Annotated in this window: 19 protein-coding genes; 12 read left to right on the forward strand and 7 right to left on the reverse strand. The window is 45.0% G+C overall.

From position 1 onward, the window contains the following. Positions 1-60 precede the first annotated feature (60 nt). The 3 genes from ACQP6D_RS05085 (at position 61) to groL (ending at position 3,158) form a co-directional block, all read left to right on the forward strand. Complete coding sequence (locus ACQP6D_RS05085; protein WP_100140310.1) at positions 61-657, forward strand: sigma-70 family RNA polymerase sigma factor; 597 nt, start codon at positions 61-63, stop codon at positions 655-657. Positions 658-1,156: 499 nt separating this feature from the next. Beyond that, on the forward strand, positions 1,157-1,444 hold the full coding sequence (gene groES / locus ACQP6D_RS05090) for a co-chaperone GroES (RefSeq protein ID WP_100140309.1): 288 nt from the start codon (positions 1,157-1,159) through the stop codon (positions 1,442-1,444). Between the two features lie 67 nt (positions 1,445-1,511). Next, a complete protein-coding gene (gene groL / locus ACQP6D_RS05095) occupies positions 1,512-3,158 on the forward strand; it encodes a chaperonin GroEL (protein WP_100140308.1) in 1,647 nt (548 codons plus the stop codon). A gap of 595 nt (positions 3,159-3,753) precedes the next feature. Here the strand turns inward: groL and rnhA are convergent. Continuing rightward, a complete protein-coding gene (rnhA, locus tag ACQP6D_RS05100; RefSeq protein WP_427857601.1) occupies positions 3,754-4,188 on the reverse strand; it encodes a ribonuclease HI in 435 nt (144 codons plus the stop codon). Positions 4,189-4,221: 33 nt separating this feature from the next. After that, positions 4,222-5,628, reverse strand: a complete 1,407-nt coding sequence (locus ACQP6D_RS05105) for an FAD-binding oxidoreductase (protein WP_427857602.1) — start codon at positions 5,626-5,628, stop codon at positions 4,222-4,224. A 123-nt stretch (positions 5,629-5,751) separates the two neighbouring features. Here ACQP6D_RS05105 and ACQP6D_RS05110 point away from each other — a divergent pair, with 123 nt between their 5' ends. The 6 genes from ACQP6D_RS05110 (at position 5,752) to purF (ending at position 11,277) form a co-directional block, all read left to right on the forward strand. Continuing rightward, a complete protein-coding gene (locus ACQP6D_RS05110) occupies positions 5,752-6,105 on the forward strand; it encodes a hypothetical protein (RefSeq protein WP_100140304.1) in 354 nt (117 codons plus the stop codon). Between the two features lie 12 nt (positions 6,106-6,117). After that, a complete protein-coding gene (locus ACQP6D_RS05115) occupies positions 6,118-6,600 on the forward strand; it encodes a protein YgfX (protein WP_370386916.1) in 483 nt (160 codons plus the stop codon). Positions 6,601-6,604: 4 nt separating this feature from the next. Further along, positions 6,605-7,909 carry a bifunctional tetrahydrofolate synthase/dihydrofolate synthase gene (folC, locus tag ACQP6D_RS05120; protein WP_427857603.1) on the forward strand — a complete coding sequence of 435 codons (1,305 nt, stop codon included), beginning with the start codon at positions 6,605-6,607 and terminating at the stop codon, positions 7,907-7,909. A gap of 42 nt (positions 7,910-7,951) precedes the next feature. Continuing rightward, positions 7,952-9,145, forward strand: coding sequence for an SPOR domain-containing protein (locus ACQP6D_RS05125; RefSeq protein ID WP_427857604.1), 1,194 nt, complete (start codon positions 7,952-7,954; stop codon positions 9,143-9,145). 15 nt (positions 9,146-9,160) lie between these two features. Beyond that, positions 9,161-9,658 (forward strand): CvpA family protein, encoded by a 498-nt coding sequence (locus tag ACQP6D_RS05130; protein WP_427857605.1) that lies wholly within the window; start codon positions 9,161-9,163, stop codon positions 9,656-9,658. Positions 9,659-9,741: 83 nt separating this feature from the next. Then, a complete protein-coding gene (gene purF / locus ACQP6D_RS05135; protein WP_100140299.1) occupies positions 9,742-11,277 on the forward strand; it encodes an amidophosphoribosyltransferase in 1,536 nt (511 codons plus the stop codon). Positions 11,278-11,502: 225 nt separating this feature from the next. On the opposite strand, the gene ACQP6D_RS05140 is transcribed toward purF, so the two are convergent. Further along, positions 11,503-12,573 (reverse strand): zinc-dependent alcohol dehydrogenase family protein, encoded by a 1,071-nt coding sequence (locus ACQP6D_RS05140; RefSeq protein WP_427857606.1) that lies wholly within the window; start codon positions 12,571-12,573, stop codon positions 11,503-11,505. 294 nt (positions 12,574-12,867) lie between these two features. After that, complete coding sequence (locus ACQP6D_RS05145; RefSeq protein WP_100140297.1) at positions 12,868-13,449, reverse strand: ferritin-like domain-containing protein; 582 nt, start codon at positions 13,447-13,449, stop codon at positions 12,868-12,870. Positions 13,450-14,070: 621 nt separating this feature from the next. On the opposite strand from ACQP6D_RS05145, the gene ACQP6D_RS05150 reads away from it, so the two are divergent. The 3 genes from ACQP6D_RS05150 to ACQP6D_RS05160 all read left to right on the forward strand — a co-directional run bounded on the left by ACQP6D_RS05150 (position 14,071) and on the right by ACQP6D_RS05160 (position 19,770). Continuing rightward, positions 14,071-17,112 carry a S8 family serine peptidase gene (locus tag ACQP6D_RS05150; protein WP_427857607.1) on the forward strand — a complete coding sequence of 1,014 codons (3,042 nt, stop codon included), beginning with the start codon at positions 14,071-14,073 and terminating at the stop codon, positions 17,110-17,112. Positions 17,113-18,659: 1,547 nt separating this feature from the next. Beyond that, a complete protein-coding gene (locus tag ACQP6D_RS05155) occupies positions 18,660-19,361 on the forward strand; it encodes a phosphoadenosine phosphosulfate reductase (protein WP_427857608.1) in 702 nt (233 codons plus the stop codon). Further along, complete coding sequence (locus tag ACQP6D_RS05160; protein ID WP_427857609.1) at positions 19,348-19,770, forward strand: hypothetical protein; 423 nt, start codon at positions 19,348-19,350, stop codon at positions 19,768-19,770. Before ACQP6D_RS05155 ends, ACQP6D_RS05160 begins: the two co-directional genes overlap by 14 nt. Before the next feature lie 70 nt (positions 19,771-19,840). Here the strand turns inward: ACQP6D_RS05160 and hrpA are convergent, their stop codons facing one another. The 3 genes from hrpA to ACQP6D_RS05175 all read right to left on the reverse strand — a co-directional run bounded on the left by hrpA (position 19,841) and on the right by ACQP6D_RS05175 (position 25,149). Further along, positions 19,841-23,863 (reverse strand): ATP-dependent RNA helicase HrpA, encoded by a 4,023-nt coding sequence (hrpA, locus tag ACQP6D_RS05165; RefSeq protein ID WP_427857610.1) that lies wholly within the window; start codon positions 23,861-23,863, stop codon positions 19,841-19,843. Positions 23,864-24,139: 276 nt separating this feature from the next. Continuing rightward, positions 24,140-24,379 (reverse strand): hypothetical protein, encoded by a 240-nt coding sequence (locus tag ACQP6D_RS05170; protein WP_267390527.1) that lies wholly within the window; start codon positions 24,377-24,379, stop codon positions 24,140-24,142. Between the two features lie 11 nt (positions 24,380-24,390). Continuing rightward, the gene (locus tag ACQP6D_RS05175) at positions 24,391-25,149 is read right to left on the reverse strand and encodes an ABC transporter ATP-binding protein (RefSeq protein ID WP_367487299.1); all 759 of its coding nucleotides are present in this window, start codon (positions 25,147-25,149) and stop codon (positions 24,391-24,393) included. Between the last annotated feature and the right edge of the window lie 40 nt (positions 25,150-25,189).

The raw sequence follows: 25,189 nt of genomic DNA on the forward strand, positions 1-25,189 counted from the left end.
TCAGCTACGCAGACTCAGCTGTCGATTGATGCAATAACAATAAAATTAGAGGATAACTATATGCATGAAAACCGTACCCCACAGGTGGAAGAACAAGTGTTGGTGCGTAAGGCTCAGCAGGGTGATGCGCAGATTTTCAGTTTGCTGGTGAGCAAATATCAGCGTCGATTAAAGCATTTTCTGCGTCGTTTTACTCATGACGATCAGATTACGTTGGATGTGGTACAGGAAACCTTTCTCAAAGCCTACAAAGCGTTACCTCAGTTTCGGGCTAGTAGTCAGTTTTATACTTGGTTATGCTGTATTGGTATGAATACGGCTAAATCTATGATTGCTGTATATGGACGCGAACCGCAAATGATTACTGAAATAGTGGATGAGAATGGCGAAGAAGTTGATGTTCTGGAACATTTGTCCGACTATCAGACACCTGAAAAACAATTATTAAATCGTGAGTTGATTGATGTGCTGGGCGAAGCAATTGATCAGTTGCCACCTAATTTGCGTCAACCAATTATTCTTTTCGAAATCAATGATTTGTCATATGAAGAAATTGCTCAGATAATGGGCTGTCCGATTGGTACTGTGCGCTCACGAATTGCAAGGGCTCGGGAACTATTATCTGCTGAAGTTGAAAGCAGATTTGAACATGATTGACAGGGACACAGAATATTTGTGGCAATGTGTAAGGTAATCTGTTTGCAGTATCTTGTATCCATCAATTGGTTGGTAAAATTCTGCTGGGGATACTCGAGTTAATAATGTATAGAAACAACAAGCAGATTATTTACAGAAAATAAGGTTGTTGTTGGATGGAGAAATGCCTTCTTAATTCTAGTATGCGCGTATGGTATGGGTCTGCTAAATCAATTTTAATCTTGTGGCGCCAGAAATATTTTCTGAATATCTTATGATATTCCGGCCGGTAATATTTTGTCTGCTGTAGGGTGTCTGACTCTGGTAAGTGCAGGAATATTCTGTCAATTTTACTAAGTATTTGTAAGAATTAGGAAAATAATTACTTCACTTACTCTTGAATTGTGGCCGCCTAGCCTTACTTTATTTATCGAAATGAATTTTACGTCCCGCTATATATGCGGGTTTGTATTAACCAACTTTGAGGTGCTTTGCGCACCAAAGATGTGGAGAAGATAATATGACTATTCGTCCTTTGAATGACCGTGTTGTGGTAAAGCGTTTGGAAGCTGAAGAAAAAACAGCTTCTGGTATTGTATTGCCAGGTTCTGCTGCTGAAAAACCTGATATGGGTGAAGTGATTGCAGTTGGTAACGGCAAACTGCTGAAAAACGGCGACCGTCTGAAAGTGGATGTTAAAGTTGGCGATAAAGTGATTTTCGGTAAATACAGCGGTCAAACTGTTAAAGTTGACGGTGAAGAATTGCTGGTAATGCGCGAAGAAGATATTTTCGGTATTGTTGAATAATTGTTTATCCAGAAATTCTATTTTATTTGTATTTGCGTAATTGATTATTAAAGATTAGGAGTTTCAAATGGCAGCAAAAGATGTGAAATTCTCTGACGAAGCTCGTCAGAAAATGGTTGCTGGTGTCAATGTTCTGGCTGAAGCAGTAAAAGTAACTCTTGGCCCTAAAGGCCGCAATGTATTGCTGGACCGTGCTTTTGGCGGCCCGCACATCACCAAAGATGGTGTGTCTGTTGCTAAAGAAGTGGAACTGAAAGACAAATTCGAAAACATGGGTGCGCAGCTGGTTAAGGAAGTAGCTTCTAAAACCAACGATGTAGCCGGTGATGGTACCACTACTGCTACTGTGCTGGCTCAGGCGATTGTCACTGAAGGTATGAAATACGTGACTGCCGGCATGAATCCGATGGATCTGAAACGCGGTATTGATAAAGCGGTTGAAGCAGTAATTGCTGAGCTGAAAACTATTTCCAAACCTGTACCGGAAAAATCTAAAGAGATTTCTCAGGTAGCTTCTATTTCTGCTAATGCTGATGAATCCATTGGTGAAATCATTGCTAAAGCTATGAATGAAGTAGGCAAAGAAGGCGTGATTACTGTTGAAGACGGTAAATCTCTGGAAAATGAAGTTGAAGTGGTTAAAGGTATGCAGTTTGACCGTGGCTACTTGTCTCCTTACTTCGTAACTGATGTAGAAAAACAGATTGCCGGTCTGGATAGCCCATACATTCTGTTGTTTGATAAAAAAATCTCCAATATCCGTGATTTGTTGCCAGTGCTGGAACAGGTTGCTAAAACCAGCCGTCCGTTGCTGATTATTGCTGAAGATGTTGAAGGTGAAGCTCTGGCTACACTGGTGGTGAACAACATTCGTGGTATTCTGAAAACCGTTGCTGTTAAAGCGCCGGGCTTCGGTGACCGCCGCAAAGCCATGTTGCAGGATATTGCTATCCTGACCGGTGGTACCGTGATTGCTGAAGAAGTGGGTCTGTCTTTGGAAAAAGCCACTCTGGAAGATTTGGGTCAGGCTAAACGTGTAGAAGTGGGTAAAGAAAACACCACTGTGATTGATGGTTTGGGTGACAAGGCTGCTGTTGAAGCCCGTGTTGCTGAAATCCGCAAACAGATTGAAACTGCAACCAGCGACTACGATAAAGAAAAATTACAGGAACGTGTGGCTAAACTGGCCGGCGGTGTGGCTGTAATTAAAGTAGGCGCTGCCACAGAAGTAGAAATGAAAGAGAAAAAAGACCGCGTAGATGATGCTCTGCATGCTACTCGTGCTGCTGTGGAAGAAGGTGTGGTAGCCGGTGGTGGTGTAGCTCTACTACGCGCCCGTGCAGCCATTAAAGACCTGAAAGGTGCCAATGCTGATCAGGAAGCTGGTGTGAAAATCGTGCTGAAAGCAGTTGAAGCGCCGTTGCGTCAGATTGTGGCCAATGCTGGTGATGAACCAAGCGTTGTGGTGAACAATGTATTGAATGGTTCTGGTAACTATGGTTACAACGCTGGTACCGGTGAATACGGCGATATGCTGGAAATGGGTGTGTTGGATCCTGCTAAAGTAACCCGCACTGCCTTGCAGCATGCTGCTTCCATTGCTGGCCTGATGCTGACTACTGATTGCATGATCACCGAATTACCGGAAGACAAACCTGCAGCTCCAGATATGGGTGGCATGGGCGGTATGGGTGGCATGGGCGGCATGATGTAATGCAGCCTTAGGCACTCAGCTTAGTAAATGAAAAAGCCGGATATTAAAATATCCGGCTTTTCTTTTGTATAAGAAGACAAATTTTAATAAATTGTTTGTTCAGAAATTTAGTTATTTAACAATTAGTTTCTATGGGCGATATCTGGCAATTTTAAAAAGATGCTACTAAAAATTTAGCATCGTCGCATTACTTTAGGTAGTTGCGTTGTAGGGTATATATTTACAACTTTGTATTAATCGAGCTGATTGTGTGGTAAATGTGGATATATAGAAAATGAGTACGTTTTATTAATAAACTATTTTTGAAATTATGATGATAAAAATAATATCGAACGCTTGCTTATTTTTTCCTCATAAAAATTACTTTTAGTTGATGATTTCTATACTTTAAATTTAAAGATATAGAAACGGATATCGTAAAATTTGCGGTTTGATTTTGTCTCAATATTGTTTGAAATTTATCATTTGGAGATGAATCATCTAAATTTTAGAAATTTTATCATGATGAATAAATATTGTTTAAATTAATTGATAATTTATTGTTCTTATGAATAATTCTATTAATTATATATGCGTATAAGAAGTTGTATTGTCATTATTTCACCAGATCCACGCCGCGATTAGCCAATTCATCGGCTTTTTCGTTTCCTGGATGTCCATTATGGCCTTTGACCCAGTGCCAGTGCACCTGATGTTTGTTTACTTCGACATCCAGTAGCTGCCATAACTCAGCGTTTTTTACTGGTTGTTTTGAGGCGGTTTTCCAGCCGCGTGCTTTCCAGTTGTGTATCCATTCCTGCATGCCTTTTTTAACGTACTGGGAATCAGTATAGATATGAACAATGCAGGGACGCTTTAGGGCTGCCAGTCCTTGTATGACAGCGGTTAGTTCCATACGGTTGTTGGTGGTGTTGGCTTCGCCGCCAAAAAGTTCTTTGCTATGGTTACCGGATTGCAGGTATGCACCCCAGCCACCTAAGCCGGGATTACCTTTGCAGGCGCCATCTGTATACAGGGTTACTTCGCTCATGTTTCTAGGCTGTCTGGCAAAAGGCTTACTATATCATGGCTGGGGTGGCAGAACCTTGCCGGGATTGAGAATGTTTTTTGGGTCAAAATAGTGTTTCTGCGCCCACATCCAGTTGATTTCTGCTGATGTTCGTACTTGTGATAGCCATTGGTTTTTCAGTTGGCCGATGCCGTGCTCGGCAGCAATGCTACCTTGATGTTGTAAAACTTGTTCGTAGACCACTTGGTTAATTTCTTTTTCATAGTGGTATACGTCGTTGCTGCGGATGTCGGCAATGAAAACGTTGTAATGCAGGCTGCCGTCGCCCAGATGTCCGAAGAGAATGGTTTTGGTTTGTGGAAAGGCTGTGAAGAGGCTCTGCTGGCAGCTTTCGATAAAATCGGCTACTCTTTCTATTGGTACTACGATATCGTGTTTGATACTGGCGCCCAGACTGCGCTGAGCTGCAGATATGTTTTCGCGCAATGTCCACAGGTGCTGACGTTTGGTTTCTGAATCGGCAATGATGGCATTGAGCCAGTTGCCTTGTTCGAGTACGTTGATTAATGGCTCGGTCAGATCTTGAGTGGGCAAGCTATCGGTAAGCTCAAACAGAATATGCCATTTAGCATTGACTGGTTCTTGCAGCTGGCTGTATCTGGCTGACAGATTCAGGGCAGCCTGACTGATTAATTCAAAGCTGGACAAGCGTTCGGCGAAATGGTTTTTAAGGGCAGAGAGTAGGCTGGTGGCTGCATGTATGTTATCTAATCCGACCCATGCGGTGAGTATGCTTTGCGGTGGTGCAAAGAGTTTAAGAGTGGCGGCGGTAATGATGGCCAGTGTGCCTTCGCTGCCGATGATTTGCTGGCTCATTTCGTAGCCGCTGGTATTTTTATGCAGTGGATTGAGGTGACTCACCAGTTGACCGTCGGGCAGTACGTATTCTAATCCAAGTACCAGATCGCGCATGGTGCCGTAACGCACAACATTTAGTCCACCAGCATTGCAGGCGATATTACCACCTATCTGGCAGGAGCCTTCGCTGGCGAGGCTGAGGGGAAAATAACGGTTGGCCTGTTTGGCTGCGGCCTGTACATCTGCCAGTATCATGCCGGCTTCTACGGTAATGGTGTTATCGGCCAGACTCAGCTTGCGGACGCGGTTGAGTTTGCTGAGTGAAAGGATGATACCTTTACCGGCAGTGCAGCTATGAGGGGTGGCTGCTCCGCACAATCCGGTATTGCCTCCCTGAGGCGTAATCGGTATTTGTTGCTGCTGGCAGTAACGCAGAATGCTCTGTACAGCGGATACTGAATGCGGTTGTAATACGGCAAATACCTGTCCATGATAACGGCCGCGCTGGTCTGTACAGTAAGGCTCAATAAGGCTGGAATCGGTAATGATTTCTCTGGCACTGAGTAGCTGAGACAGATGCGCTAGATGGCTGGTGGTTGTCATGGCAGTTCACCTTAAGAGAAGAATAAGAAGATTGTACGGCAAATACTGAGGTTGTTTGGTGAAATCTACGCTGTTAGACAATGTTACAATATCGTGAATTGGTAATTTAAGTAAGGAAAAGGTATGTATTTTGTTGATCGCAGTGCGGTGGTGCTGAAACCAGCTCAGGCGTTTCTGGATTGGCTGCACCAGACCAGTGAAGATTTGCCGGAATTGACGTTGGCGCAATTGCAAAGTAATTGTACGACGCTGCTGGTACCGGAATTTGAAACGCCTGAGCAAATAATCGGTTATTTAGGTGAACGATTTAAATTGATTTTTGAGGCTGAGCTTTCTGCTTGGGAAGTAGACCGAAAATTGTGGCCGGCGCTGGATATTGACCAGTTCTGGAATTTTTTCACTGTTGAAGTGCATGATATGGTTCTGGATCTGGTAGATGCACAGTTGGAGATATCGCCCGTATATGGTGACGAATAAGGGCGCTGACTGATGCAAGCCTGTGTTGTGCGTGTGCGCCCGTCTCTGAGGGCTCAGTTTTTGGCTGTGATTATGCATGGGCTAGCACTCGCTGCTGTTGTGCTGTATAGCACAGGCTGGCAGCGGGCGTTGTTTTTGCTGGTCTGGGTACTATCCGTTTTGTGGGCGGGTTATGGTTTGCTTCATACCAGAATAAAACGAATTGAAATCAATGGTCAGGAGCAGGCCAGTCTGATACTGACATCCAGTAGAGGGGCAGTTCCTGCTGTCTTGTCTACTGACAGTGTGATTAGAGCCAGACTGATGGCTTTGCGATGGCAGACCGCCAAAGGGAGCGTGTATCAATTATTGTTGCCAGATATGACAGATGCGCCGTCATGGCGGCTGCTGCAGGTATGGGCTCGTTGGTGTCAGCCGCATACGGCTCAGGTTGCTGAGCCGCAATCAATTTTGTATAAGGTCATCCATTGGCTGCGGCTAAGGATGAATAATTAGAATAATGTCAGAAAAATTTCATGCAACTGAATTAAAACGCTGGCTACAGCATCTGGAACAGGGTGTGACGGGCGGGCAGATTGATATGGGACTGACTCGGGTGGGTACGGTGCGGGAACGCATGGAACTACAGCCGCATTGTCCAGTGGTTATTGTGGGTGGGACAAATGGCAAAGGTTCTGTCTGTGCCTATCTAACGCAGATTTATCGCGAAGCTGGCTATCGTGTGGGTACACTTACCAGCCCACACTTGCTGCGTTTTAATGAGCGAATCGCTATTAATGGGCAGCCTGTTGCGGATGAGCTGATAGTTCAGGCATTTGAACGTATAGAAGCGGAACGTGGTAATACTGTACTAACTTACTTTGAATTCAATACACTGGCTGCAGTGGAAGTCTTTGACCAGCAGAAGGTAGATATTATGGTGCTGGAGGTTGGACTGGGTGGCCGGCTGGATGCTGTAAATGTATTTGATGCGGATGTGGCGGTGATTACCAGTGTCGATCTGGATCATGAGGCCTATCTTGGCAATACGATAGAAAAAGTGGCGTTTGAAAAAGCCGGTATTATGCGTGGTGGCCGGCCAGTGATTTGTGCTCAGCTGCCGGTACCGGAAAGTTTAGCGGCACATGCTGAGGCAGTGGGTGCAGATTTACTGCTGCTTGGACGGGATTTTGATTATCATAAGTTGGAAATGCAGCAATGGTCATACCGTTTTCATCCCCAAAACAGTCAATTGTTTGTTGGAGAACATGCCCGCCATGCTCTGCCAATACCGGCTTTGCGAGGGAACTTTCAACTGAGTAATGCGGCCTGTGCGTTGACAGTATTGGAATGCTTGTCAGATCGTCTGCCGCTGGATATCGGTGCGATTAAACGTGGTTTGCTGCGAGTACATCATCCGGGCAGGTTTCAGGTATTACCCGGTCGGCCACTGACGATATTGGATGTGGGGCATAATCCTCATGCGGCACGCGCGTTGCGCAACAGCCTGATTACTTTACCGTATGCAGAGAAACGTCTGGCTGTTTTTAGTATGCTCGCTGATAAGGATATTGAAGGAGTGCTGGAAATTGTGAAAGACCAGTTTGATAGCTGGTATATCGCGCCGCTGCATTTACCGCGAGGTCTGACAATAGCAGCGCTGGAAGAGAAATTTGCTCGCCAGCATATTTCGGCGATAACAACTTATGCTTCAGTAGCAGAGGCTTATCGTGCAGCTTTATCACAAGCGGGTGAGAATGATAGAATTGTGGTATTTGGTTCGTTTCATACCGTAGCAGAAATAATGGATTTGCCATCGTTGTAAATTTTAAAATCGAAACGAGCACGTCAGAGGAGTGGGTAACGCATGAATGCGCAGGAAAATTACGAACAGCTGAAAAGGCGAAATCGTCGCCGTTTGGTCGGTGCACTGATTATGGTGGTGATTGCTGCTATTCTGCTGCTTGTTATGCTGAGCCGTCGTACTCCTCAGCCAGTACCAGCTCCACAGCTGGATATCAAAGCAGCTTCCGCAGCCAGACCGGCTAGTGCGGCCTTGGATACACAATCTGCTTCTGCGGTGGTGCTGGAACCAGCAGCCAGTGCACCTGCTTTGCCGGTAACGGTGCCTGCATCTGAGGTTGCTAGCATACCAGTTTCATCGGCAGCATCTGTACCGCCAGCTGAAAACCATGTTTCTAAAAGGGTTGCAACGGTAGTGCCAGTTGTACCGCAAGTGAAACCCGTACGTCCGGCGCCTCAGAAAGTAGAGGCAGAGAAAGCTACAGTTAAGCCGGTTGTGCAACCAGCCAAAACCCTTACTGAACATAAATCACAGCCTGTGGAACAAAAACGGTTGCATCATGAAGAAGCTGTTGCTGCGCCTAGAACAAAACCGGCAGCTACAAGACCTGTAGAAGCTGCCGAGAAAAATCCGCCAGTGAGGGTGACAACTGTAACCAAACCTCGCACTCCAACGGAAACTGTTGAGAAACCAGCCAGTAAAGCGCCAGCTGCTGCGGAAAACAGAAAACAACAAACTGTAGGTAATACCACTGTGTCTTCAACAAAAACAGTTGTTGAAAGCGAAAAGAAAACCTCGACAGTGGCCAAAACACCAGTGAAAAATCCTGCTCCGGTCAAACCGGCTGCTATGCCTAAACAAAATAGTAATGCAGCAAGTGGCAAGAACAGCAACACTACGGGCAGACTGACGCCGCAACAGATATTGGAAAATAAAGCTGCTGCAGCTGTGAGCAGAAAGAGTACGACAGAGCAGAGCCGTAATAATAAAGCGCCTGTCGCCGCCACGAACAACAGCAAGGATGCGGTGGAGCGTACAGTGATTCAGATTGGTGCCTATACCACTGAAGCGCAGGCCAATCTGGTTCAGCAGCGTTTGGCAGTGGCCGGTGTGCCAGTGAGTATTACGACTAGCCAGACCAGTAAGGGTACGCTGTATCGGGTACGCAGCCGTGTTTACAATAGCCGCAGTCAGGCAATGCAGAATCTGGATAAAGTACATGCTGTTGGGCTGGATGGTTTGGTAATCGGTTTATAGGATATTTATACGGGCATGACGCTGTTTGATTTTCTGGCTCTGGGCGTGATTTTGCTGACCACACTGGTAGCGATGATGCGCGGTCTGGTGGGTGAGATAGCCGCTTTATTATGCTGGCTGGTAGCCTTTCTCGGTGCCAAGATGTTGGCCGCGCCGGTAGCGGATATGGCTTTTCCTACGATGCAGCCCCGTGCGCTGGCTGTTGCTTTGTCTTTTGTACTGGTGTTTGGGGTGATGTGGATAGTGCAGCGACTATTTCGTGCGCTGATTACTTCCGCTTTGCAATCAATTGGCCTTGGTGGTGTCAACCGGATTTTCGGTGCCTGTTTTGGGGCGTTGAAAGGCGTGATTATTGTAACACTGGTGGTATTGCTGTGTGCTTTTACTGATTTACCCAAAACGCCAGCATGGCGTGATTCGGCTACAGCAGGTATCTTTGAGCAATTGGCTATGCTTGCGGTGCCGTACCTGCCGTCTTTTGTGGCTGAGAAGCTGAATTCGCCATCGGTATAAACGTATGAATTATCTGACTAAATACAACGCGCGTTTTTAATTACAAAAACGCGCGTATTTATTTGTCTTAAATGGAGAGAATAATGTGTGGTGTTTTGGGTATTGTTGCGCATGAGCCGGTGAATCAGCTTTTATACGATGGTTTACAGATGTTGCAGCATCGCGGTCAGGATGCGGCTGGGATTGTGACAGCGGAAGGTACGATGTTTCATATGCATAAAGGCCGCGGTATGGTGCGTGATGTATTCCGTACCCGCAACATGCGTGAATTGGTAGGTAATGTTGGCATTGCTCATGTACGCTATCCGACGGCCGGTAATGCCAATTGTAGTGCCGAAGCGCAGCCTTTTTATGTCAATTCGCCGTTTGGTATTGTGCTGGCACACAATGGTAATCTGACCAACACAGAAGAGCTGTTTAAGAATGTCTGCTTTACTGATCTGCGCCATGTGAATACGCGCTCGGATTCGGAAGTATTGTTGAATGTGTTGGCGCGGGAGCTGGAAAATCAGGTGGGTAATCGCACTACTTTGGCTCTTTCAGACATATTTGCTGCAGTGGCTGCACTGCACAAACGTGTGCATGGTGCCTATGGGGTGGTAGCTTTGATTGCAGGCTATGGTTTGCTGGCTTTCCGTGATCCGTTCGGCATCCGTCCGTTGTGTTTGGGGCAGCGGGAACAGGATGGAAAAACTGATTATGTGGTGGCTTCGGAATCAGTGGTGTTTCCTAGTTTGGATTTTGAGCTGCTGCGGGATGTGGCTCCCGGGGAGGCGATTTTCATCAGCAATGAAGGGCAACTGTTTTCGCAGCAGTGTGCGCAGACACCTCATCTGATGCCGTGCCTGTTTGAATATGTGTATTTTGCCCGTCCTGATTCGGTGATTGATGGAGTATCGGTATATCAGGCCCGATTAAATATGGGTGTCACACTAGCGGAAAAAGTAAAACGTACGCTGAACTTGCAAGATATCGATGTGGTGATGCCGGTACCGGACACTAGCCGCCCTAGTGCGATGGAGCTGGCTCAACATCTAAATAAACCTTATCGCGAAGGCTTATTTAAAAACCGTTATATTGGGCGGACATTTATTATGCCCGGACAGTCGGTACGTAAAAAATCGGTACGGCAGAAACTCAATCCGATGAATTATGAATTCAGTGGTAAACGAGTTTTGCTGGTTGATGATTCGATTGTACGCGGTACTACAAGCCGCGAAATTGTAGATATGGTGCGGGAAGCTGGCGCTACTCGTGTGTACTTTGCTTCTGCTGCACCAGCGGTGCTGTATCCCAATGTCTATGGTATCGATATGCCGACGAGAGAAGAGTTAATTTCTTACCGGCGCAATGCTGAGCAGGTGGCGGCTGAGATTGGCGCCGATGGCGTGGTATTTCAGGATCTGGCTGATTTGCAAGCAGTGGTTTTGAAATTGAATCCGCACATTGAGGGTTTTGACAGCTCGTGTTTTGATGGTCGATATATTACTGGAGATGTGGATGAATCTTATCTGCAGCAGCTATCTACGCGTAAAAATACTCTGGCCACTTCTTTTGTGGTGCCTGGTGTTATTGAACACAGTGTTAGTGTACAGGAAGATGAGGATGACGAAGAATAGCTCAGCATTAGCGTACTTTTCCTCAGTATGTATTTATATTGCTATTTAGACTCGTTTAAGTATTTGCCGGTAGTACTCAGCAAAATGTGGTGATAGCTGCATTAAGTGACACGATACGTAAAATAATATTTATGTTATTTGTCTGTGATGTATGTGATAGTGAAAAGCAGCCATATGGCTGCTTTTTCGATAAAATTTTACTAGAGTGGTTGTTTAGCTGGCCGATCAGTAGTTAATGATGACTTTCATGGCTTTCTCATCTGCGGCATGCTTGAATACTTCATAAGCTTTTTCCAGTTCATTGAATTGGAAATGATGGGTAGCCAGTTTTTGCATCGGTAGTTTGCCTGAACAGCAGGTTTTCAGCAGCATGCCGGTGGTATTGGCGTTAACCAGACCAGTGGTGATGGTGAGGTTTTTAATCCATAGTTTTTCCAGCTCAAAATTAACGGACTGTCCGTGAACCCCAACATTGGCTAGATGACCGCCTTCTTTTACGATGCGCTGGCAGATATCCCATGTGGCTCCAAGTCCTACTGCTTCCATGGCACAATCTACACCTCGTCCACCAGTATATTCGAGTACACGTGCAACGGCATCTTCACGGGCAGAATTGATAATCTGTGTAGCACCCAGTTCTTTAGCCATGTGTAAACGGTTATCGTCCATATCAATCATGATAATTTGGCTTGGCGTATATAGCTGTGCCGTTAACAGACAGCTCATACCGACTGGACCGGCACCAACAATGGCCACTGTATCGCCGGGTTTGACATCGCCGTACTGTACCCCGATTTCATGGGCAGTGGGGAGAGCGTCTGACAGTAGTACGGCGACATCTTCGTTCAAGTCCGGTGGTAATCGATATAGTGAATTATCAGCAAAAGGAGTGCGTACATATTCAGCCTGTGTACCGTCAATCATATAACCCATAATCCAGCCGCCACCGCTCTGACAATGTGCATACAATTGTTTCTGACAGTTTTCACAAATTCCACAGCGGCTAACACAGGAAATAATTACTTTATCCCCCTTTTTGAAATGCTTCACTGCGCTACCGGTTTCTTCAACAATGCCAATACCCTCATGTCCCAAAATCCGGCCGTTAAATGCTCCTTCTTTTTGAGTTGCTTTTTGTTCGATTTCAGGATTTTTGCCTTTCCAGATACCCAAATCCGTACCGCAAATAGTGGTTTTGGTTAAGCGGATAACGGCATCGGTGGGGTCGATAATTTTCGGTTTATCTCGTTCTTCAAAGCGGATATCGCCGGCACCGTAGTAGACCATTGCTTTCATGCTGCATCCTCCATAAAACCATTGAAAAAATCATCCTTTAGTATGGATGAATCATGTAATAACAAATTGTATTCCTATGATTTCTATACCACAATTTATTAGCCATCTGAAAGTTTATGTATGGCATATTATTAGTCTGCCTCAAATAACGGCTATAGAGGCTTGGGTGATCTATATTTTATGAAAAGATATACAGTTTCTGCTTTGAATATTTGTAGGGCAGCATACAAGTGAAGTAGTTGCCATATAGACACAAAAAATCCGTGCCTGAGCACGGATTTTTTATGCAAGCATTTAAATAATTTTGGCTGAAAGCGGTTTACCATCCAGACCTTCCATCATGTCGGACAATTCATCGGCATGGTCTTCTTCTTCAGCCAGAATGTGTTCGAGCAGACGTTTGGTGGTGGTGTCATAGTCGCCAACATACATGATGGTTTGGCGGTATAGGTCGATTACAATACGTTCTGCAATCAAGTCTGATTCCACCATTTCGCGCAAAGTTTCGCCTTCAACATATTCGGTGGGTGAGCGCTGGATGAAAACATCAGGATTCAAATCTGGCTCTCCACCCAGCTGGGTAATGCGTTCAGCCAGCATGGCAGCGTGTTTTTGTTCTTGTTCAGCGTGTTCCATGAATTCTTCTTTAACTGCATCCATAAACAGGCCGCTGGCCATATAGTAATGGCGTAAATAGCGCAGTACACACACCCATTCGGAAGCCAGCGCTATATTTAGCAGTTCAATTACTCTATCTACGTCAAGTTCATAGGTGGAGGTTACGGCTCCATCCTGATAATTTTTACGAGCATTGGTTCGTAATTCTTCAGTGGTACTGAATTTCACATCGCGTTTGAGTGGTTTGCGTTTATTCATTTTTATCTCCTTGCTGATATTAATTAATTTGTTTCTGGTACTTAGTGCTCCTTTTGTAAGGTAGCTGATTACATAAGTGCTTGTCTATGCAACTATTTTTAATATACGTAATAGTTAGGTGAATCTGATTGCATAACGTATATTTAATTGGATTTATTTTAAATAAATAATAAATAAAGTGAAAATTGTATAAATTATTCTGCATAATAATATTCTTAATCAATATCCAATAAAAATTGAATTTATTGTATTAACATATTGTTATGCATTTTTCTATGTAGAAAAAAATAGCAAAAGCTTGCCATTATTTAATTACAGCAGAATAGCTTGATCAGTACAGAATATAAATTATTGTACTTTTATGATAGATAAGTTGCTCATTTTTATGAAATAAAATAACAACATAAATATGTAGAATATTAAATAAATAAAATTATATCTTATTTGGTTAATTAATATTTAATAAGGTAAATCAATATTTTAGGCATTGTATGATGCAGAAATGAAAAAATCTCATAACGGTTAACTGCATTTATTTTATTAAATTTTTAAAAAATAAGAATAAAAAATTGCATGAGCGTTTTGATTATTAATGCATTTAATACAGGAAGTGAGACGGTTATGAAACATTCTAAACTAATGCTTAAATCCCTAGTCATAGCTGTTTCTCTTGCCTTAACGGCTTGCGGTGGTGGCAGTGGTGGGGTTCATTCTAATTCTACAGAAACAGGCGGTGGCTCTGGCGGTGAGGATACTGGTAATGGCCATTCCGGCGGCGATGAAATCACGCCGAAACCACCATCAGATAAACCACCAGTGAATGATCCGCCATCTGAAAAGCCAACATCACCGGTAAAACCACCAGAGAAACCACCGGTAACGCCGCCAACAGAACAGCCGGATGTTCCTGATAATATTCCTATGCCTTCTGTGAATCCGTCCCGGCTAGACAGCAGTGAACAGGCTATTGCCATTCCTTTAAGTAAGAATCAATATACCAGAAGCAACAATGGTGAAGACAATACACAGGCCAATCGTCTGAATCTTAAGGATGCTCGCGATCAGGAGTTAGACGGAAGAGGCGTTAAAGTAGGAATTGTGGATTTGCCAGTCAGTCTGAATCATCCTGCTTTGCCAGACAATATTGTTGATTTAGGCCAATTTGGTACGGTATACAATGGTGAAGCCTATCCTCATGGCGATGCAGTTGCCCTGAATATAGCAGGCAAGGATGTACGTGGAAAAAAACTGGGCATTGCCCCCGCTGCGCAGATATATTCAGCCAGTGCTTCAGACAGTCGCGGAGCAGGGCAAATCAATATACAAGCTACCATCAAGGGATTTTATGCACTGGATAAAGCTGGTGTAAAAATCGTCAATAATAGTTATGGCACTAATTATGTGACCAATAAAGCGTGGTATATCTATGATGCCAAAAATTATCTAAACGCTGATAACCCCAAAATTAAACAAAATAGCTATATCGGACAATTGCTTACGTTGGTAGAAGATGACATGCTGTTTATCTGGGCAGCGGGTAATGGCGGCCTAAATCAGCCTAGTATTCAATCATTATTGCCATTAGTGGAACCAGAGCTGCAAAAGGGCTGGATTGCAGTGGCCGGAGTATCTGCTGATAACAAAATTGAAGATTACTCTAATCGGTGCGGAGACGCTAAAAATTGGTGTATGGTGGCTTATTATCAGCCACAAACGGCCAATTTAAATGCCAAACCTGGTGAAGATATTAATGGATTACCGCTTACTACTACTTCAGGTACTTCTTTCTCCGCACCGCAGGTTACAGCAGCAGCCGTACTGGTGAAACAGAAATATCCATGGATGAGCAATGATAATCTACGCACCACTTTACTGACTACAGCTACAGATTTAGGTGCTAAAGGTGTGGATTCAGTTTATGGCTGGGGATTGCTGAATATCGGCAAAGCCGTAAACGGGCCGGCTCAGTTTGCCTTTGGCGATTTTAATGCCAATGTCAGCAGTGGCCAGTATATTTTCAGCAATGATATCAGTGGAACTGGCGGATTAATCAAGAATGGCAGCGGTACACTGATTTTGACGGGCAGTCACAGCTATCAAGGTAATACCATCATTAATTCTGGAATGCTGTCACTGGATGGCAGCAGTCAGTCTGCGGCGAAAATTTCCAAAGACGGTACCTATCAGGTGCACGGTAGTACTGGAGCGGTGAATAATCAGGGTACGTTTGTCAGCCGCGATGCCACGATTAATGGAGACTACAGCCAGAGTGAAGAGGCAACCTTTCAAACCAGTCTGGGCAGCAAAACAGCTATAAATGGTACAGCCAGTCTGGCTGGCCGGTTGTATTTCGACGGCCTGAAATCTGGCTTTGTGCCACAGACTGGTCTTCAAGTAGCCGTTATCAATGCGCAGAAGCGCATAGGAGAATTCAGCCAAACTGCATTAGCCTCAGGAATATTACTGGACGGGAAAGCCAGTTATGATGGTGACAATGTGAATTTTGATGTAACGCGGATATCAGCACGGCAGGCGGTACAAAATAACGGTCTGTTAACGCGCAGCATAGCTGATCCGGCAATTGAGGCTGCAGCTGCAGCGATTGATACCAGCTTCAGCCAGCTAGACAAACTGTCGTCAGTAACAGGCACAGATGGTCCAACAGCAGAATTGTTTGCTGGTGCCAACCGGATTCAGAATGTCCAGACAGCAGAAACGTTGCGGCGTTCACTGTATTCATTATCAGGTGCGGTATACAGTAATGCCAATGTAGTGAATACCCTGACACTGGGCAAGCTGAATACAGACTTTATGTCATCTATCCGCAATGATAGCGCCGAACCGGCACTGATTATGGAATTTAACCATTCACAGAATCGGTGGAATCCAAGCGAAGTGCGCGGCAAGCAGAATAGCAACAGCGGCCTGCTCGGCGTGAGCAAGAATTTTGGTAATGGATGGTCAGGAGCAGCGGCATACAGTTTCCAGAATACAGACTGGAGTGAAAGAGATGGTAGTGCCGATATCAAGAGCAACGGCTTAACACTGGGCACCTTCTATGCGCCGGCCAACTGGCGGGGTGCATACCTATCCGGTAGCTTAGGTTATAACCGCTATTCCAATGATGTGACCCGCGGCATATGGCTGGGCACAACCAGAGAGGATAGCGGAGCGAAAACGAAAGGTAATGTGTGGCAGCTGGCATTGAACGGCGGTAAAGCATTCGCTATGAAAGGTCTGACACTGACACCGCAGCTAGGTTTACGCTACGACTATCTGCAACAGAACAGTTTCAGTGAAACCGGAGCAGAAGGATATGGCTTATATGGCAGAAAGCTAAACAAAGGCATAGTAACTGGCAGTGCCGGCTTAGTAGCTGAATATCTGTTTGATATAAGGGATATAGTGGCGAATATCTTTGGAGCAGTGGGAGTGGAGCATGATTTCAGAGACCGAGAATATGCCACACGAGGAGGATTTAGTGGAATTCATAGTGATGCAAGAGCGGGTAAATGGTCGTCAGCCAGAACACGCTGGAATGCAGCAATTGGTAGCAATGTACAGGTGAGCCGTAATGTGAGTGCTGGTATTCAGTATCAGTACGAGAATGGCAGTCACTGGCACAGTAATTCAGGGCGAGCGAATCTAAAAATATCGTTTTAATGTATCATTTAGATGTCCGGTAGGCCAGAAAAAGGATTTCAGTTAAGCTGAAATCCTTTTTTATGTCTGAATGGTGCTGTAGAAAAACTTGCTATGTTGATGTGTACAGATTGATGTTGTGTGAGTGATTCTTGTTGGAATTTGAGTAGACATTAAAATGATGAGTGAATCTTGAAGAAACGAAATAGACGCAATGTTGTTTATTGGTGAATTCGTGTGCGAATAGTGGAGAAAAAAGTGGAACGGATGCAGTTTTTATGTTATTTGTATAAAATAAATATAGAATATACAAATTAAGAAAAATGATTATTCGAGTTAACCCTAAGCCTATAGATTATTTGGTTTTAAACCGTTTCATATTTGTATGGTGGCCTTTCATCTGGTATTTTATTTTAAAGCAGCCTATAAAGGAAACAATAATTTACATCTATTCTCTGATTTATTTTTTATCTATTTTGTTAATTTTTGTTTACTATATAATACGTGATATGAAAAAAGGGGCATTCTGCGAACATTTTCTCGAAATTACGGCGAAATTTGTAGATGAAAAATCAGAATTTAATCACACTCGTTACAAATGGCAGCAATTTTATACTGTCAGTAAAAAATATAATGTTATTTTTTTGTTTCTGAATAAGGAAAAATTTTATTACCCGCGTAAATTTTTTTATCTGCAGAGGAAAGACTTTTCCAGTAAGGCTGAGTTTGATGCCTGTTTTGAAATCTGCCTGATCTATTTTGAGCGCTCACGGTGGAATAGACCCGTAAATTATAATAATTGAATAATGACGGGAAATTAGTAATGATAATCAGTAAAGCACGTGGTTATTACTGACTTTGAGGCTGGATAAATATTCACGAATAAGTGCGCTATACAGTTTTGTATCGTAGTAAAAAAGAACCCAGCATTTAAATTTATAAACCTGAATGTAGGAGAAAAGCTTATAAATAAAATCGCCGGGACAGGGAAATAAATAGCTTAGATATTAAGTGTTAGATTATCAAAATATCTATCTTTTGTCTACAAAAATTTTCTAATCTTAACGAAATTAATTATATATCTGATATCTATATAAATTTATATGGACATGAATTTAGCTTAGGGTGGTGATGATAAATGGTACGTGGAAATTGATATTTACGAATAGAGCTTAATTTTGTTTTGTTGGCTAAAAATGGAGTAGGCTCAATGCAGCTGTGTGCCCGAAAGATAAATGTTTTCTTCAAATCGGACGATATTGGAGGATTCCTAATCTGTTCTGATTTAAGGTAAGAGTGTTGCTTTTATGCAGTTGGCTAGCCAAGTATATGAGAGTTTTCAGCCTAGGCTGAGAATTGCTGTTTTCTGCCTGAAAATTATATTTATTAAGAATAAACTATTTGGATATGCATTTATATTGATATTTTGTTGTTAATTTTTAGTATCGATAACTATTTTGTTAATTTGTCAAGCAGTGGCTGCGGATATGACAAATTAGGCAATTTATTTTCATTGTGGGTATACTGATTGAAATTATTAATGATTTCTAGGCTGAAAGTGTCAATATATGCCTATTTTGTCCGGAAAAATGACGCTTGAAAAAGTTGCCAGTGAACACAGGCAAAGTATTCTGGCTTTCAGTGCAGGGAAAGATTCGATAGCGGCGTATCTGGCCATCAGGAAGCGTTTTGCAGCTGTTTATCCGTATTATCTTTATCTGGTGCCGGAGTTGGAATTTGTAGAAGAACAGCTGGAATTATATGAACGGCAATTTGGTTTTAGAATTACCCGTTTGCCACATCCTGCGCTGTATCAGATGCTGCGGGCACATGTATTTCAGCCGCCGAAGCATACTGCTGTAATCGATGCAGCCGGCTTGGCAGATTTTGGTTATGCCGATATTCGGCTGATGATGTGTGGTATGTTTGATTTACCGCCGGATACACCAGTTGCTAATGGTACCAGAGTTGAGAAAAGGCCTAAGCAGCGGCTGAGTATGCAGCGGCATGGGTCGATAGTAAAAAGTCAATGTCAGTATTATCCAGTTTGGGATTGGAAAAAGCAGGATTTGCTGCACTGCTTCAAGCGCAATCATGTAAGACTAGGCAGCGATTATCAGATTTTCGGCTGTTCTTTTGATAGTTTAGATTTGCGCTTTCTTCTACCAATAAAAAAATTCTATCCGCGTGATTATCAGAAAATTCTAGAATTTTTTCCATTATGTGAGCTGGAGATTTTTCGATGGGAGTGCACTTTTGGAAAAAATTAAGAATGCAGGCAAGGCAGAACAATCTGTGCTGTCTGGTGATGATGGCAGAGAAAATATAAATAAAACGGCGACTTTTCCAACACGTAACTTTCAAGCCGGCCATCGTGCTGACAAAGAGGCACTGAGGCAGCTTGAAAATTTACGGCAGGAATTTGAACGTGTTGGCAAGATGCCGCAGCAGTTACGTCAGCGAGTGACGGATAGTGAATATTGGTGTGCAGTTTGTTTTCAGTCGCGGGAGCAGTTAATGGCTTTCCTGAAGGTGCTGGACATTCCGGCGAAGGAGAATAAATATGTTGACGGTTTGGTACTGGCACAAAAGCTCGGTATAACGTTGCCGCCAGCAGAGGTACGCTTCCGATTGTCTGACCATGTGGATAAGGATTTTCAGGAGCTAACAGAGAAATGAGACTACAGCTACATGATTCTGGTTTTACGGCAGCCCTTGGCTAGAGCAGGGCTGCTGTGTCTGAGTACTATTATAGTGCAATAAGTTTTTCCCATTCTTTGCTTAGCCGTTTGGCTGAAACTGGATAGGGGGTTTTGAGTTCCTGTGCGAAGAGGGAAACACGCAGTTCTTCCAGCATCCAACGAAAATCAGCAATGGCTAGAGGAATTGGCTGATTTTGTTGCTGATACTGGCGAATCTTTTCCTGCCATATATCTGTGAGTGCCTGAATATCTGCCTCACGTGCACTGTCGCGGGCAGGGTTACTACCATATTTATCCATACGTCTAAGCATGGCTTGCAGATAGATGGGCAATCGTGGCCATTGTTTCCATGGTGTGGCGCTGGCAAAACCAGGATAAATCAGGCTGCCCAGATGCTGACGCAGCAGCAAGGATAAAGGATGTCTACCCAGATGGCTACTGACTTCGCCATAGGCTAATGCTGTTTGCAGCGCATACTGATTAAGTGCCTCTTTTACGGCCGGTAGGCGGCTGCGCGCTCGTTTCAACTGCTCTTTAAAGGCTTTTTCATCTCGTGGCAGCTCATCTTCGCCAATCAAAGCGCGATCCAGTACGGCATGGGTCAGGTCTGCACGCAGGGTATCAGCACCAAGGTGTTTGAGCAGCATGGCCATCTGAGTAAAGTCGGGCAAGCCTTTGTTGAGGTCTTTTACCTGTTCTTTTAATTGCAGGGTCATCAGTGCAAGTACGCCGTTGCGATGAGCCTGTTGGGCAGCAGCAGCGGTATCAAACAGACGCAGGGAGATACTCCCGTCTTTTTGCTGCTGTAAGCCGAGATAGCCGGTAAGTTGCTGCTGAGCGCGAGCAAATCTGATGCTTTCCGGTAGTTTGCCTATGTCCCAGCTGGTAATGTTGTCGCGTTCGAATTCGTTGCTGTTATCGCGGAAAGTGACCGCAGCAGCCTGCCCGAGCTGTTGCTGTAATGCATTGAGGTCACGGCCGCTGGCCAGTTCTGTGCCGCTGTCGTCTATTACCTGAATGTTGAAATAGCAATGGGCGGGTAGCTGTTGGCTACGCCAGTGTTCGATATCGATTTGGTTGAGCAGGCGCATATCGCCGGCGTGACGAGCAATGGCATGTGCCAGCTGTGGCAACAGTGGAGCATTTGTATCGGGTTCGCTGTAAAGAAAAGCGGTAATGAAGTCCGGCACCGGTACGCAAATGCGGCGAATTTGTTTGGGCAGGGCTTTAATGAGTAATTGCAATTTTTCACGGATCATGCCTGGTACTAACCATTCCAACCGTGCCGCACTGATGCGGTTGAGAAGGGGCAGCGGTACGGCTACGGTGACGCCGTCGAATGGATGATGTGGTTCGAAGCGGTAGCTTAGGGCACAGCGGCCGTCTTTGGTGTTGAGATATTCAGGGAACTGGCTTTCGGTAATATTACTGGCAGCATGCTGCATGAGGTCGTCACGGCCAAGATACAGCAGGTGTGGGTTTTCGACTTCTGCTTGTCTGCGCCAGTGTTCAAATGTACGGATGTCAGCCAAAGGCAATTGCCGACCTTGTTGTTCGACAGTAGCAGGCAGGCGCTGGTCGTAAAAACTAAACAGCGCTTCTGCGTCTACCAGTACATCCTGTCGCCTTGATTTGTGTTCCAACTCGGTGACTTCTTCTATCAGTTGCCGGTTGTGGCGGAAAAAGTCGGCTTTGAGGTCGCATTCTTGTGCCACCAGCGCGCCGCGAATAAAAATTTCGCGTGCTTCTGCAGGGTTAATGCGTCCATAGGATATTGGTCGGCGCGGCAGGACGGTTAGACCGTAAAGAGTAATGCGTTCGCTGGCGACGACTTCGCCGCGTTTCTGTTCCCAGTGTGGTTCGAAGTAATGATGGCGCAGCAGATGCGGGACTTCGGTTTCAATCCATTCCGGTTCAATTTTGGCGACATCGTGTGCATAAAGACGAGTGGTTTCGGTTAATTCGGCAGCAATAACCCATTTGGGCTTGCTTTTAAATAAAGCTGAAGCCGGAAACAGATGGAAATGAATGCCGCGCGCACCGGTATAATCATGTCCTTCGGGACTTTTTAAGCCGATATTAGCTATCAGGCCGGTGAGCAAGGCTCGGTGAATCTGCTCATAACTGGCCTCTTTTGCTTTTTGCCGAATCTGGCGCTGTTGGCGACGGACAATTTGCTGCTGCCTGAGTTTGGCAGCTAAATCCTGGTCACCGTTTTGGTTGTGGGCAGAATGAGTGGAATTTTGCTCAGGTATCTGACGGTAGGCAGTGGCTTTATCTGTCAGCCCCATATCAATGGCAATCTGAGCCAGCTGATGGTGCAGCTCGCGCCATTCGCGCATACGTAGATGCGAAAGGAAATATTGGTGACACCATTGTACCATCTGCCGGTTGGACAAACCTTTGTCACGCTCGCGCTGATATGAATCCCAGATATTTAGATAGGCAAGGAAGTCGGATTGTTTGTCTGTGAAGCGTTCATGTGCTTTAGCGGCGGCATCACGCGCTTCCAGCGGCCGTTCGCGCGGATCCTGAATAGATAGTGCGGCCACGATAACCAGCATTTCGGCAACACATTGCAGACGTTTTGCGGCCAGCAGCATGCGGCTGATGCGCGGATCTATGGGTAGATGCGCCATCTGTTCGCCTAATTTGCTTAAGCGATAGTGTTCATCTACTGCACCCAGTTCGAGCAGTACCTGATAGCCATCATTGATATAACGTTGGTCCGGTGCCTGTAAAAAAGGAAAATCATTTACATTACCCAGTTTAAGGCTAATCATACGGAGAATAACTGCGGCGAGGTTGCTGCGGATAATTTCCGGATCGGTAAAGGCGGGGCGCTGGTTGTAGTCCTCTTCGCTGTACAGTCTGATACAGATACCGGCCGCAATGCGGCCGCAGCGGCCGGCACGCTGGCGTGCAGCAGCTTGGCTGATGGGTTCGATATGTAGTTGTTCTACTTTGGCACGGGCAGAGTAGCGTTTTACTCGCGCCAGACCGGTATCAATCACATAGCGGATGCCGGGTACAGTAAGAGAAGTTTCGGCTACGTTGGTGGCTAATACGATGCGGCGCTGACGGCCGCTGGGATGAAAAATTTTGTGTTGCTCGGCCGCAGACAGGCGGGCAAACAAGGGAAGTATTTCATCATTGCGGCGCAGTGGTGATTGTTGTAATGCATGCGCAGCTTCGCGGATTTCGCGTTCGCCGGGCAGAAATATCAATATATCACCCTGACCTTCGCGTGCCAGCTCGTCTGCTGCATCGACGATGGCGTCGTTGATTTCCATTTCGGCATCATCGGCATCAGTGCTGTGCAATGGGCGATAACGGATTTCAACCGGATAGGTGCGGCCGGATACTTCGATCACCGGTGCTGGCTGGCCGTGAATGGTAAAGTGCTGGCTGAAGCGCTCGGCATCGATGGTGGCGGATGTGATGATTACTTTTAGGTCGGGACGACGAGGCAATAGCTGTTTCAAGTAGCCCAGCAGAAAATCAATATTGAGACTACGTTCATGTGCTTCGTCGATGATAATTGTATCGTAAGCACAGAGGAAACGGTCGGTCTGGCTTTCAGCGAGCAGAATACCGTCTGTCATCAGTTTAATGTAGCTTTCGGGAGCGGTTTTGTCGTTAAAGCGCACTTTATAGCCGACACTGTGGCCAATCTGGCTGTGCAGTTCCTCAGCGATTCTTTCGGCAACGGAGCGTGCAGCAAGCCGCCGTGGCTGAGTATGGCCGATGAGACCGGCTACGCCGCGGCCAAGCTCGAGGCAGATTTTCGGCAGCTGGGTGGTTTTACCAGAGCCGGTTTCGCCGCAGACGATGACCACCTGATGTTGGCTGATGGCTTGTTTGATTTCTACTCGTCTTTCATGTACCGGCAGGGTGTTATCGTATTCCGGAACAGGCAGATGTGCCTGTCGTTGTAGGTACATCTGGTGTGAACGCTGATAACGCTGGTTAAATTTTTCTTCTCCGCCGAATCGGGCAGGGTTTTTACTAGCACGTTGTAGGAAGTGGCGGTCTTTGCTCAGGATTTGGTTGAGTTCGTATACAGGCATGGAACAGATACTGCCGGAATATAATTAGATATGCGTATTATAGCAAATCTGTCTATTAAGCTTGTTTGCAGGGATCTTATGGATATATTGAGGTCTGGGCGGAGGATAAAAAAAAGCAGCTGTTTAACAGTTGTAAAAATTGATTTTATAAAAATTAAACAGGCTGAGTTAGATGGCTGTATACAGTGTGAACGGCCAGAAGCAAAGATAAAAACAGGGCTGAGGCTGCACATCTTTTGTAGAAGAGGGCAGCTGCTTAGGTATTGCAGTCAATTATCAGTGCCGGCTGTGTTGTTGTCGTAGGATTTTTACACCAATCATAATAGATACGCCAAATAGGAATGTGCACACCAAACCCAAAAAAATCAGCATAATACGCGCCATGGACATGCGTACCGCTGCATCGTCTCCCATAAACAGCCAGATAAACCATGAAGCCAGTATGACAAACAAGACTACCATGCTAATAATTAGAGAAGTTTGTTTGCGAGACTGAGGTGTTTTGGTGTTTTGCATAATTAGACCTGCTACAGATGATGGATGACCAGAGGTTTGCCTTTGTGGCTTAAAACTTCGGTATCCAGATTAAATATGGTTTGAATATTATCGGCGGTAATTATTTTATCCGGTGGACCCTGCATAACAATCTGTCCTTCTTTCAAGGCGACAATATGGTCAGCATAGGCGGCGGCCATATTAATATCATGCACCACCATAACAGTAGATAATCCCTGTTCGCTGGTGAGCTCACGTAGCAGCCGCATCAGTTCGCGAGCATGATACATATCCAAATTGTTAAGCGGTTCATCTAGAATAACATGTTTGGTTTGCTGGCAGAAGGTCATTGCCACCAATGCCCGCTGACGCTGCCCGCCGGACAATGCACTGAGATAACGTTGTTGCAATTCTTGCAGCTCAAAGCGTTGTAATGCCTGATCGACAATCTGCTGGTCTGTGTTGGTTATACGCCCTTGATTGTGCGGATAGCGGCCAAATAGCAGTAAATCGCGTACGGTAATTCGGCTTTGAATGTTGTTTTCTTGCGACAATATTGCCAGCTTTTGCGCAATAGCATTGGATTTGCTACTGCTTACATCTAGCTCATCAATGTGGATGCTGCCTTGCTGTAAAGGTTGCAAGCGTGCTATCAGGGAAAATAAAGTAGACTTACCGGCACCGTTAGGTCCAATTAATGCAGTGATGCTTTTATCCGGTATATCAAGATTAATATCACGCAGGATGGTAGCGCCGTTGATACAATAGTTAACATTTTTTATGGAAATCATCTTGCTGTCCGGTTAAGTCAGTAAAGCAATACGCTGTTGA

Origin of the sequence: Snodgrassella sp. CS2, assembly GCF_050310315.1 — a bacterium.
Classification (GTDB): Bacteria; Pseudomonadota; Gammaproteobacteria; order Burkholderiales; family Neisseriaceae; genus Snodgrassella; species Snodgrassella alvi_E.